The organism is Streptomyces sannanensis, assembly GCF_039536205.1.
Classification (GTDB): Bacteria; Actinomycetota; Actinomycetes; order Streptomycetales; family Streptomycetaceae; genus Streptomyces; species Streptomyces sannanensis.
Genome location: NZ_BAAAYL010000001.1, coordinates 3,556,124 through 3,567,989 on the forward strand (window position 1 = coordinate 3,556,124; position 11,866 = coordinate 3,567,989).

Annotated in this window: 10 protein-coding genes; 5 read left to right on the forward strand and 5 right to left on the reverse strand. The window is 69.0% G+C overall.

Annotated features, from left to right (window positions below):
- The first annotated feature begins 61 nt into the window (after positions 1–61).
- Positions 62–526, forward strand: coding sequence for an SseB family protein (locus tag ABD858_RS16810; protein ID WP_345038250.1), 465 nt, complete (start codon positions 62–64; stop codon positions 524–526).
- 377 nt (positions 527–903) lie between these two features.
- Here the strand turns inward: ABD858_RS16810 and gcvH are convergent, their stop codons facing one another.
- Positions 904–1,299, reverse strand: coding sequence for a glycine cleavage system protein GcvH (gene gcvH, locus ABD858_RS16815; protein WP_345038252.1), 396 nt, complete (start codon positions 1,297–1,299; stop codon positions 904–906).
- A 190-nt stretch (positions 1,300–1,489) separates the two neighbouring features.
- On the opposite strand from gcvH, the gene ABD858_RS16820 reads away from it, so the two are divergent.
- On the forward strand, positions 1,490–2,458 hold the full coding sequence (locus ABD858_RS16820; protein WP_345038255.1) for a pirin family protein: 969 nt from the start codon (positions 1,490–1,492) through the stop codon (positions 2,456–2,458).
- Between the two features lie 1,263 nt (positions 2,459–3,721).
- Positions 3,722–4,780 carry an AI-2E family transporter gene (locus ABD858_RS16825; protein ID WP_345038257.1) on the forward strand — a complete coding sequence of 353 codons (1,059 nt, stop codon included), beginning with the start codon at positions 3,722–3,724 and terminating at the stop codon, positions 4,778–4,780.
- On the opposite strand, the gene ABD858_RS16830 is transcribed toward ABD858_RS16825, so the two are convergent.
- On the reverse strand, positions 4,750–6,837 hold the full coding sequence (locus tag ABD858_RS16830) for an ATP-binding SpoIIE family protein phosphatase (protein ID WP_345038260.1): 2,088 nt from the start codon (positions 6,835–6,837) through the stop codon (positions 4,750–4,752). The two genes, ABD858_RS16825 and ABD858_RS16830, sit on opposite strands and share 31 nt — an antisense overlap.
- Positions 6,838–6,994: 157 nt before the next feature.
- On the opposite strand from ABD858_RS16830, the gene aspS reads away from it, so the two are divergent.
- Positions 6,995–8,782 carry an aspartate--tRNA ligase gene (gene aspS, locus ABD858_RS16835; protein WP_345038263.1) on the forward strand — a complete coding sequence of 596 codons (1,788 nt, stop codon included), beginning with the start codon at positions 6,995–6,997 and terminating at the stop codon, positions 8,780–8,782.
- Positions 8,783–8,883: 101 nt separating this feature from the next.
- The gene (locus ABD858_RS16840) at positions 8,884–9,111 is read left to right on the forward strand and encodes a FitA-like ribbon-helix-helix domain-containing protein (protein WP_345038265.1); all 228 of its coding nucleotides are present in this window, start codon (positions 8,884–8,886) and stop codon (positions 9,109–9,111) included.
- Between the two features lie 109 nt (positions 9,112–9,220).
- Here the strand turns inward: ABD858_RS16840 and ABD858_RS16845 are convergent, their stop codons facing one another.
- The 3 genes from ABD858_RS16845 to metG all read right to left on the reverse strand — a co-directional run bounded on the left by ABD858_RS16845 (position 9,221) and on the right by metG (position 11,736).
- Entirely contained in the window at positions 9,221–9,652 is a 432-nt protein-coding gene (locus ABD858_RS16845) for a PIN domain nuclease (protein ID WP_345038267.1), read from the reverse strand.
- On the reverse strand, positions 9,649–9,879 hold the full coding sequence (locus tag ABD858_RS16850; RefSeq protein WP_345038269.1) for a type II toxin-antitoxin system VapB family antitoxin: 231 nt from the start codon (positions 9,877–9,879) through the stop codon (positions 9,649–9,651). The genes ABD858_RS16845 and ABD858_RS16850 overlap by 4 nt, the downstream gene beginning before the upstream one ends.
- Positions 9,880–10,017: 138 nt before the next feature.
- Positions 10,018–11,736 carry a methionine--tRNA ligase gene (gene metG / locus ABD858_RS16855; protein ID WP_345038272.1) on the reverse strand — a complete coding sequence of 573 codons (1,719 nt, stop codon included), beginning with the start codon at positions 11,734–11,736 and terminating at the stop codon, positions 10,018–10,020.
- Between the last annotated feature and the right edge of the window lie 130 nt (positions 11,737–11,866).

The following is an 11,866-nucleotide window of genomic DNA, read 5'->3' on the forward strand; positions in this document are numbered from 1 at the left end:
TACCCGTCGGTAATAAGAAGCAACCCCTGTGGGGCATCTGTGACTCAGTAGGCTTTGGCGCATGTACGGCTACGACCAGAACCCGGGTGCCCAGCAGCAGTACGCCCCGCCGCAGCAGCCCATGCCCGGTGCCGGGTATGCCGGGCAGCCGCTCTACCCCGAGCCGTCACCGCCGTCGCTCGCCGACGCGGTGCGGGCCTTCACGACCGGGTCGATGGCCCCGGAGGACTTCCAGCAGATCTTCGCCACGTCGAAGGTGTACTGCCCGCGCGGCGACAACCCCGGCTTCCTGGCGCTGCACAACACCCAGCAGCCGGTGATCCCGATGTTCACCTCGCTGAAGGAGCTGCGCCGGTACGCCGGCAAGGAGTCCAAGTACTTCGTGATCACCGGCGCCGAGGTGATCGACCTGCTGCCCACCGGCTACGGCTTCGTCCTCGACATGGAGGGCGACCACCGGATGGTGTTCGACGCCAAGGCGGTCGAGGAGATGGTCGACTACGCGATGCGCCGCATGTACGGCTAGTTAGTGCTGTGGCCGGAAAGGTTTGCCGGGAAGCTCGCGGCTCCCCCAGCTACCTTCCCCAGCTACCTCCCCCAGCTACCGCTGGGGGTGCCCCCAGGGTGCCCCCAGAGGTGCCCCCAGGTGCGGTGCATCGCAAGGCGGAGCATCGCAGCTCGTACCAGGCCGTACTCGCGCGATGCGACAACGGTGGGGGTACCTCCCGTGCTCGAAGGGCTACGGGGGAGAGGTGCAGTGCCGGGGGTCGCGAGCCGGTGAACCTTTCCGGTCACAGCACTAGACGCCATCGCTTCGCAGACGGCTGATCCGTACGCGTACGAGAGCCCGGCCGGGCCCTGAGGGGGCGCGGCCGGGCTCTCGCGTGCCCGGAAGGCCGCGGCCTACTCGGCCGCCTCCTCGCGGATGTACTCCTCGTACTGCCCGGCGCTGAGCAGGCTGTTGATCTGTGCCGGGTCGTCCGCCCTGATCTCGATCAGCCATCCGTCGTCGTACGGGTCGCCGTTGACGCTTTCCGGCGACTCGTCGAGCCCTTCGTTCACGGCGGTCACCGTGCCGGTCACCGGCATGCAGACCTCGGACACCGCCTTGACGGATTCCACGCTGCCGAAGGGTTCCCCGGCCTCGAACCTGTCGCCGGCCTTCGGCAGCTCCACGAACACGATGTCGCCGAGCCGGCGCTGGGCGTGGTCGGTGAGGCCGACCTTGGCGGTGTCGCTGGCGGTCCGTACCCACTCGTGATCCTTGCTGTACCGGCGGTCTTCCGGGGTATGCGTCATAGGGGGCTCCTTCGAGGGTGTGATCGGCAGGATCAGCCTGCCCTCGTTCCGGGCGGAGGGGGCCCGATGCTCACCCGGACGAGTGGGGCCGGATGCCGGCCGGGGAATTACTCGCCGCAACGGGGCGTTCCGGGTGGCAAGAAGTTCGACGTTCAACTAAATTGAACGTACGAAGGATGGAGGTCCGAACATGCCAGCCGTGACCGTCGAGAACCCGCTGACCCTGCCGCGCGTCACCGCGCCCGAGGGGGCCGTCCCCCGCCCCGTGCTCGCCGTGACCACGGCGCCGAGCGGATTCGAGGGGGAGGGATTCCCCGTGCGCCGCGCGTTCGCCGGGATCAACTACAAGTACCTCGACCCGTTCATCATGATGGACCAGATGGGCGAGGTGGAGTATCAGCCTGGGGAGCCGAAAGGGACCCCCTGGCATCCGCACCGGGGCTTCGAGACCGTGACGTACCTGATCGACGGAACCTTCGTCCACCAGGACAGTAACGGGGGCGGCGGCACCATCAAGAACGGTGACACCCAGTGGATGACCGCCGGCTCCGGCCTCCTCCACATCGAGGCCCCGCCGGAGGAGCTCGTCGTGTCCGGCGGTCTCTTCCACGGACTGCAGCTCTGGGTGAACCTGCCCGCCGCGGACAAGATGATGGACCCGCGTTACCAGGACATCCGCGGTGGCCAGGTCCAGCTGCTCACCTCGCCGGACGGCGGCGCGCTCATCCGCGTCATCGCCGGTGAGCTGGACGGCCACGAGGGCCCCGGCATCACCCACACGCCCATCACGATGATCCACGCCACGCTCCGTCCCGGCGCGCAGATCACCCTGCCCTGGCGCGAGGACTTCAACGGCCTCGCGTACGTCCTGGCCGGCCGGGGCTCGGTCGGCACGGACCGGCGGCCCGTCCACATGGGCCAGACCGCGGTCTTCGGCGCCGGGTCCTCGCTGACCGTCCGCGCGGACGAGAAGCAGGACTCGAACGCTCCGGACCTGGAGGTCGTACTCCTGGGAGGCCGGCCCATCCGTGAGCCGATGGCCCACTACGGCCCGTTCGTGATGAACACTCAGGCCGAGCTGCTGCAGGCCTTCGAGGACTTCCAGAAGGGCCGGCTGGGCACGATCCCGGCGGTCCACGGGATGTCCGAGGGGCGGTAAGGAAGGCGGCCCGCCGGGCGAACCGGCGGGCCGTCCCGTATCCCTCGTGCCGAGGGTGCCGCCTACGGTGCCGGTACGAGCAGCTCCGCCTGGAGCTGTGGCGATACGACGGTCCCCCCCTGCGGTCTCAACGGCGATCGAGGAGGCGTCATTTCCGGTGTTCTGGAAGGCGAAGAGCGAGATCACGTCGCCGGCATTCAGCTGAGTGATCGTGGACACCTCCTGGGAGACACCGTTGTCGTTGGCGTCCTGCTGGTCGAACGCGACGGCGGACCCGTTGACCGCGATGCCCAGGCCGCGGTCGCTTCCCGGAACTGGAGTCAATGACCAGAAAATCCTTGCCTTGAGGAGGTAGCGCCCTGCGGTCTTGACCACCAGAGTTGAGTTCGCCTGATCGAACATCCCGTCCGTGTCGTAGGCGGCACCATTGAAAGTAATCGTGTCCCCGCCGGGGCTCGGGATGGTCTGGTCTTCCGTGGCGAAGACACTCGCGCCGACATCGAGCGTTGTCCCGGCAGGCCCCGTGGGTCCTGTGGGGCCTGTGGGGCCCGTGGTGCCTGTCGGGCCGGCGGTACCCGGATTGCCCTGCGTGCCGGTCGGCCCCGTGGGTCCTGTGGGGCCTGTGGGGCCTGTCGGGCCGGCGGTACCCGGATTGCCCTGCGTGCCGGTCGGCCCCGTGGGTCCTGTGGGTCCAGTCGGGCCTGTGGGGCCCGTGGGACCGTGCTTGCACTCGTCGTCGCCGTGGATCGGCAACTCGCGAGGGTGCTTCTCGTCGTCCGGGCACTTGTCGACTCCGCCGCCCACACGGTTCGACGCGCGCGCATGCTCGGTCATGCTCTGCGCCGCGGTTGCGGTCGGGCTGATCACCCCGGCGGCCAGGACAAGCGCGAGCGAGGCGATCATGCCGCTCTTCTTGAACCGGACTCGGGCCAACGGTCCCAGCCGGGACGCCGTCCGGTGCTCAGGACTCATGAATATGCTCCTCATCTCAACCGGTCTGATGGTTTTCTCCGACCCGGTCGTGAGCTTGACCCGTGCGCTGCCGACGGATCGCCGCGCCCTGTCGGGACACGCCGACTTATCAGTGCATCGGACCAAAGAGGCGCCTGGGTGGGGCCATGTCGTCGGGCGCGCGCCGCAGCCCGCCTTCGTCACCCGCGCGGCCCTGTGCGCAGGACGGGCCGGGGGCGACGTCGGTGGCCTTCGTCACACGAAGGGACCCGTGCACAGGGCTGGGGTCACCGCTCATGGTTGGGTGGGAGCGTGCAGACGCAGAAGCCGCTCCTACCCGACGCCGTGCGGCGTCTTGCCGCGTGGTGTGTCGTGGTGCTGCTCGTCGCGGGCGTGACAGCGCTCGGGGTATGGCTGTGCGGCACGTTCAGGACGGTGGTGACCCCGGTCCTGCTGGCCATCCTGGGGACCGCGCTGCTCGGGCCCCTCTACCGGCGCATGGTCGCCATGCGCGTGCAGCCTTCCCTCGCCGCCGGCCTGACCTGCGTCGCGGTCATCGCGGTCGTCGGCGGGGCGATGTACATCGTGGTCAGCGCGCTCGTGCACAGCGGGGACCAGATCCTGGCGTCGCTCCGCCAGGTCTCCGAGGGGATCTCGGAGCATTTCGGTCCGGCCGGCACCTCCCTGCGCGATGTGGCGCGCAATGCGAAGGGCCTGTTGTCCAAGTTCGGGGCGACCGCCGCGTCCGGGGTGATCTCGGGCATCAGTGTCGTGGCCCAGATGATCGCCACCGCCGTGCTGGCGCTGCTGCTGATCTTTTTCTTTCTGCGGGATTCGCACAGGGTCGCGGGGGCGCTCAGGTCGATGGCGCCGCGCGGGGCGGGGGACACCGTCGAGGCCATGGCCCGGCGGGCCTTCGAGGCCGTCGAGGGCTTCATGCGGGGGACGACGTTCATCGCGCTGATCGACGCGGTGCTGATCACCATCGGGCTGCTGGTCCTGCGGGTGCCGGGGGCGGTGGGCCTGGGCGCCCTGGTGTTCGTGGGGGCGTACATCCCCTATCTGGGCGCGTTCCTCTCCGGGGCAGTGGCGATTCTTGTCGCGCTCGCCGACCGGGGGTGGGTGATCGCGCTGTGGGCGCTGGGGGTGGTCATCGCCGTGCAGCTGTTCGAGGGGCATGTGCTGCAGCCGATGATCCAGAGCCGTACGGTCCAGATGCACCCGGCGGTGGTGCTGCTGGCGCTCACCGCCGGGGCGAGTGTGGCCGGGATTCTGGGGATGCTGCTGGCGGTGCCGGTGACGGCGGCTGCCTTCGGGGTGATGTCGGAGATCAGGTCGCGTTACGTCAGGGACGCCGGCGCCGGTTCGTAGAGTTCGAACCAGATCGCCTTGCCCTCGCCGCGCGGGTCCACGCCCCATGTGTCGGCGAGGATGTCCATCAGCGGCAGGCCGCGTCCCGAGGAGGCCGTCTCGCCGGGGCGCCGCATGTGCGGGAGTTCGTCGCTGGGGTCGGTGACCTCGACACGGAGGCGCCGTTCACCGTGCTCGCCGGTGGCTTCGGCGACGAGCAGTGCGTCGCCGTCCGTGTGGACGAGCACATTGGTGACCAGCTCGGAGACCAACAGCACGGCCGAGTCGACCTGTTCCGCGTCGGCCCAGTCGTGCAGGAGTTCACGCAGCTGCCGCCGGGCGCCGGCGATCCGGTGGGGTTCGGCCTGGGCGATGGTCAGGGCGGTGCGCCGTACCGGTACGGGCCGGGCGTCCTCGGGGCCGCCACGGCGCATCAGCAGCACCGCGATGTCGTCCTGGCGGCGGTCGGCGAGCGGGCCGGTCGTGTGGTGCGAGGAGGGGCCGTGGACGGCCTGGACGAGCGCGTCGGCGAGGGATTCCAGGTCTTCGTCCGGCGGGGCCTGCTCGAGGATCGTGCGGAGCCGGGCCCAGCCGGTGTCGAGGTCGTGTCCGCCGGTCTCGATGAGCCCGTCGGTGCAGATCATGATGGTCTCGCCCGGCTCCAGAGTGAGCCGGGTGGTCGGATAGTCGGTGTCGGCCTGGATGCCGAGGGGCAGTCCCCCCGCGGTGTGCCGGATGAGCACGGTCCCGTCGGCCATCCGTACGGCGGGTTCCGGGTGACCGGCGCGGGCGATGTCGAGGGTGCCGGTGGCGGGGTCGGCCTCGATGTAGAGGCAGGTGGCGAAGCGGGGAGCGTCCTCCTCGTCGTATGCCTCGGTGACGCCGTGGAGGAAGCGGGAGGCGCGGGAGAGCACCGCGTCGGGGCGGTGGCCCTCGCAGGCGTAGGCGCGCAGTGCGATGCGCAGTTGGCCCATCAGGCTCGCGGCGCGTACGTCGTGGCCCTGGACGTCGCCGATGACGAGGGCGATCCGTCCGGACGGGAGCGGGATCATGTCGTACCAGTCGCCGCCGATCTCCAGCCCGCCGCCGGTCGGTACGTACCGCGCGGCGAGCACGAGGCCCGGGATCTCCGGACCGAGCGTCGGCATCATGGCGCGCTGCAGGCCGAGCGACAGTTCGCGTTCGGTCTCGGCGAGCCCGGCCCTGGCCAGGGCCTGTGCCAGCATCCGGGCGACGGTGGTGAGCACGGAGCGTTCGTCGGGGGTGAACGCGACGGGGTGGGCGAAGGCGGCCATCCAGGTGCCGATGGTGCGGCCGGCGACGATCAGCGGCAGGAAGGCCCAGGACTTCCGGTCGAAGCGCTGGGCGAGCGGCCAGGTGACCGGGTAGCGGCGGCGGTACTCGTCGGGGCCGGACAGATAGATGGCCCGCCCGGTCCGTACGACCTCGGTGGCCGGATAGTCGGTGTCCAACGGCATGTCGGTGAAGGGGTCGTCGTCGCCGGGTGTGTGGCCGCAGTGGCCGGTGACCGTCAGCCGGTCGCCGTCGACGCCGAAGACGGCGAGGCCGTCCGGCGAGAAGCCGGGCATCGACAGGGACGCGGCGACGCGCAGCACCTCGGCGGTGGAGCGGGCCTCGGCGAGCGCCCGGCCCGCGTCGAGCAGGAATGCCTCACGGGAGCGGCGCCAGTCGCCGGTGACGGCGGCGCGGCCGGCGGTGGTGCCCGGCTGGGGTTCGGTGACCTCCTGGAGGGTGCCGACCAGGCTGTAGCCGGTGCCCTTGACGATCGGCTTGGAGCGGCTGCGTACGGTACGGACCACCCGGCCGTCCCCGTCCATGATCCGCAGCCGGGCCTCGGCGAGGGTGTCCTCGGCGACGGCGAGGCTGACGATGCCGTCGATCTCGTTCCAGTCGACGGGGTGGAACCGGGAGCGTGCGGCCGCCTCGGTGAGGGTGGCGGGCTCGGCGGGCAGCCCGAGCAGCCGGGCGGCCTCCGCGTCGAGGGTGACGGTCCCGGATGCGTTGTCCCAGCGCCACAGGCCGGTCGCTATCGCGGCCAGGACGTCCTCGGTGCGCATTGTCCCCACTTTAGGCGGGTCCGTCTCACGGCTGGTCGCCGCCCTGGCCGTATCCGAGCGGTGCCGGGGCATGTATATGCCAAGAGCTTCTCGTGGGCCCGGGCGGTAACCTGGGGTGGTTGTGTCAACCGAAACCGCGAAGACTGGATGAACGACGATGCATCGGTACAGGTCCCACACCTGCGGCGAGCTCCGCGCCTCTGACGTCGGCACCGACGTCCGGCTGAGCGGCTGGCTGCACAATCGCCGAGACCTGGGCGGCATCCTCTTCATCGACCTGCGCGACCACTACGGCCTGGTGCAGCTCGTCGCCCGACCCGGCACCCCCGCCAACGAGGCGCTGAGCCACATCTCCAAGGAGACCGTCGTCCGTGTCGACGGCAAGGTCTCCGCCCGTGGCACCGAGAACGTCAACCCCGACCTGCCGACCGGCGAGATCGAGATCGAGGTCACCGACGTCGAGGTGCTGGGCGCGGCCGGTCAGCTGCCGTTCACCGTGAACACCGACGACGGCGTGAACGAGGAGCGCCGTCTGGAGTACCGCTTCCTCGACCTGCGCCGCGAGCGCATGCACCGCAACATCATGCTGCGCACCGCCGTCATCTCCGCCATCCGGCACAAGATGACCGCGCTCGGCTTCAACGAGATGGCCACCCCGATCCTCACCGCGACCTCCCCCGAGGGCGCGCGCGACTTCCTGGTGCCGTCCCGCCTCAACCCCGGCAAGTTCTACGCGCTGCCGCAGGCCCCGCAGCAGTTCAAGCAGCTGCTGATGATCGCGGGCTTCGACCGCTACTTCCAGATCGCGCCCTGCTTCCGAGACGAGGACGCCCGCGCCGACCGTTCGCCGGGCGAGTTCTACCAGCTCGACATCGAGATGTCCTTCGTCGAGCAGGAGGACGTCTTCCAGCCGGTCGAGAAGCTGATGACCGAGCTGTTCGAGGAGTTCGGCGGCGGCCGCCATGTCACCTCGCCGTTCCCGCGGATCCCGTTCCGCGAGGCGATGGTCAAGTACGGCTCCGACAAGCCGGACCTGCGCGCCCAGCTGGAACTGGTCGACATCACCGACGTCTTCGCCGAGTCGGAGTTCAAGGCCTTCGCGGGCAAGCACGTGCGCGCGCTGCCCGTGCCCGCCGTGCAGGACCAGCCGCGCAAGTTCTTCGACGGCCTCGGCGACTTCGCCGTCGAGCAGGGCGCCAAGGGCCTGGCCTGGGTGCGCGTCGGCGAGGACGCCTCGCTGACCGGCCCGATCGCCAAGTTCCTCACCGAGGAGAACGTCAAGACGCTGACCGAGCGTCTGGGCCTCGCCGCCGGCCACGCCGTCTTCTTCGGCGCCGGCGAGTTCGACGAGGTCTCGAAGATCATGGGCGCGGTCCGTGTCGAGGCGGCCAAGCGTGCCGGCCACTTCGAGGAGAACGTCTTCCGCTTCTGCTGGATCGTCGACTTCCCGATGTTCGAGAAGGACGAGGAGACCGGCCGGATCGACTTCTCGCACAACCCCTTCTCGATGCCGCAGGGCGGCCTCGAGGCGCTCGACACCCAGGACCCGCTGGACATCCTGGCCTGGCAGTACGACATCGTCTGCAACGGTGTCGAGCTGTCCTCCGGTGCCATCCGGAACCACGAGCCGGAGGTCATGTACCGCGCCTTCGAGATCGCGGGCTACGACAAGGAGACCGTGGAGAAGGAGTTCGCGGGCATGCTCCGCGCCTTCCACTTCGGCGCCCCGCCGCACGGTGGCATCGCCCCGGGTGTCGACCGCATCGTGATGCTCCTCGCCGACGAGCCGAACATCCGCGAGACGATCGCCTTCCCGCTCAACCAGAACGCTCAGGACCTCCTGATGGGCGCGCCGACGGAGATCGAGGACGCCCGCTGGAAGGAACTGCACATCGCCCCCTACAAGGGCGCGGCGAAGCCGACCCCGTACAAGCCGACGAAGTAGTCGCCGCAGTACGTGAACGACGCCCCCGGTCATCCGACCGGGGGCGTCGGCGTATGCATGTTCACGCTGCTTCAGCGGTGAAGCAGAGCTACCTTGCACGCATGGCCACCGTGCAGATCAGAAACCTGGATGACGCTGCCTACCGGATCCTGCGCCGACGAGCGGCAGCCGACGGCTGCTCCCTTCAGGCATACCTGAGGGCTCTGCTGGAAGACCTTGCCGCCCGGCCGACAGGCTCCGAGGCGATTGCCGCAGCTCGTGCACATGCGACGGCAGACGTATCCATGGAGGACATCGTGGCCCTGCAACGCGCGAGCCGCGGTGAGTGATGTCATCCTGCGGCCCGGCGCGCCCTGATCGCTCGGTGCAGGGCTCGCGCCTCAGGTCGCTGTCCCGATCCCCAGCCCGTCGAGCACAGCGTGCATGTCGTGCCACGCCCTAGTGGTCCGGCAGGCTTTCGGTGCGGCGGATGTCCTTTTCCGTAACCTCGGGGAGGACCCGAGAAACCGTGGTGAAGTCGTTGTCCGCGTGCAACACGGTGAGGCCATGGTGCACGGCAGTGGCGCACAGCACGAGATCGACCGGGCCTGGCCCCCTGTGCTGGCCTTTCTGCGTGAGCTTGTACTGCCCGTGCTCGGACCAGCGCCACGCATCTTTCGGCACGGCCACACCTTCGAAGAGGGTGGTCAGCTCCTCTTCCATCTCGTCCCGGCGTGCGGGACTCTCCGCGGAGTACAGGTACTCGAGCCGGGTCGGTGCACAGATCTTGATCAGCCCAGCCTCGATGGGGCCGATCCAGCGTGTTCGGACGTCCCAGTCCCGCAAGATCTGCCAGATACCCGATGTGTCGATCAGGTACGAGCCGATCATGCGTCACTCCGCTGGGCGGCCTTACGGGCCTCGTAGGCACGGATGGCTGGGTCCAGCTCGCCCCGCTCGGCGCGGGCCGTCATCCGCTCCAGGGCCTCCAGCCGCTTCAGCCGCTGGACGACTTCCCGCAGTGCGGCGTTGACGGTGTCCTTCTTCGTCTTCGTCCCCAGCAGCCTCATGGCGTCGGCCAGCAGTTCCGGATTGACCTCGATGTTTGTAGCACTCATGTGTCCGACCTCCGTTGCACAAGGTGTGCAGACCCTTTGTGCGCTATCTACACGGTACTCCAGGCGCTGTCGGGAGCAGGAGGAAACAGAAGGGGCCGGGAACCTGACGGTTCCCGGCCCCTGGGTGGCTGTGCGCGCTTACTCCGCGCCGCCGAAGCGCTCCTTGTACGCCTCCAGGTCCTCCTCGGTGATCTTCGCGAAGAGCACCGGCGGGACCGTGAACGGCGTACCGGCCGGGACGGAGGACAGGGCGCGTGCCTCGTCCGCCGAGACCCAGACCGCCGTGTCGTTCTCCAGCGCGAAGGCGGAGCGCATGGCCTTCGCCGAGGCCGGGATGAAGGGCTCGGAGACCACCGAGTAGAGGTGGATGAGGTTCATCGCGGTGCGCAGCGTGAGGGCCGCGCCCTCCTGGTCGGTCTTGATCTCCAGCCAGGGGGCCTTCTCCTCCAGGTAGGAGTTGCCCGCGCTCCACAGCGCGCGCAGCGAGGCGGCCGCCTTGCGGAACTGCAGGGCGTCCATGTGGCCCTCGTACTCGGCGAGCAGACGGGCGACCTCCTCGCCCAGCTTCACCTCCGCCTCTCCGGCCTCCTTGCCCGCGGGCACGTTGTCGCCGAAGCGCTTGCGGGAGAAGGACAGGACGCGGTTGACGAAGTTGCCGAGGGTGTCGGCGAGGTCCTTGTTGACGGTCGCGGCGAAGTGCTCCCAGGTGAAGGAGACATCGTCGGACTCCGGGGAGTTCGACACCAGGAAGTAGCGCCAGTAGTCCGCGGGCAGCAGCTCCAGGGCGGCGTCGGTGAAGACACCGCGCTTCTGGGAGGTGGAGAACTTGCCGCCGTAGTAGTTCAGCCAGTTGAACGATTTGACGTAGTCGACCTTCTTCCACTTGTCGCGGGTGCCCAGCATCGTCGCCGGGAACATCACGGTGTGGAAGGGGACGTTGTCCTTGCCCATGAACTGGGTGTACCGGACGGTGGTGTCCGCGTCGTACCACCAGGACTTCCAGTCGCGGACCTCGCCGTCGGGGGCGGAGTCCGCCCACTCCTTGGTGGCGCCGAGGTACTCGATGGGGGCGTCGAACCAGACGTAGAAGACCTTGCCCTCGGCGGCCAGCTCGGGCCAGGTGTCGGCCGGGACCGGCACGCCCCAGTCCAGGTCGCGGGTGATCGCGCGGTCCTGGAGGCCCTCGTTGAGCCACTTGCGGGCGATCGAGTACGACAGCGTCGGCCAGTCCTTGCCGTGCTCCTCCACCCAGTTCTCGACTTCGCCGGCCAGCTTCGACTGGAGCAGGAAGAGGTGCTTGGTCTCGCGGACCTCCAGGTCCGTGCTGCCGCTGATCGCCGAGCGGGGGTTCACCAGGTCCGTGGGGTCCAGGGTGCGGGTGCAGTTCTCGCACTGGTCGCCGCGTGCCCGCTCGTAGCCGCAGTGCGGGCAGGTGCCCTCGATGTAGCGGTCGGGCAGGAAGCGGCCGTCGGTCACCGAGTAGACCTGGCGGATCGCCCGCTCCTCGATGAAGCCATTGGCCTTCAGCTCGCGCGCGACGGTCTGGGTGATCTCCACGTTCTGCTGCGAGGAGCTGCGGCCGAAGTGGTCGAAGGACAGGCCGAAGCCCTCGTAGATCGCCTTCTGCGCGTCGTGCTGCTCGGCGCAGTACTGGGCGACCGGCAGACCGGCCTCGTTGGCGGCCAGCTCGGCCGGGGTGCCGTGCTCGTCGGTGGCGCAGATGTACAGCACATCGTGGCCGCGCTGGCGCATGTACCTGGAGTACACGTCCGCCGGGAGCATGGACCCCACCATGTTGCCCAGGTGCTTGATCCCGTTGATGTACGGAAGGGCGCTGGTGATGAGGTGTCGAGCCATTGCAGGCTGCTCCCAAGTCGCTACGAGGAGTGAGAAATCCGTCTACGGAACGTCAATATCGTATCCGACGGGGTGGGAGCGCCCGTCCGGGATTTCAGGTCCTGGACGGGCGCCCCTGATTACTTGACCC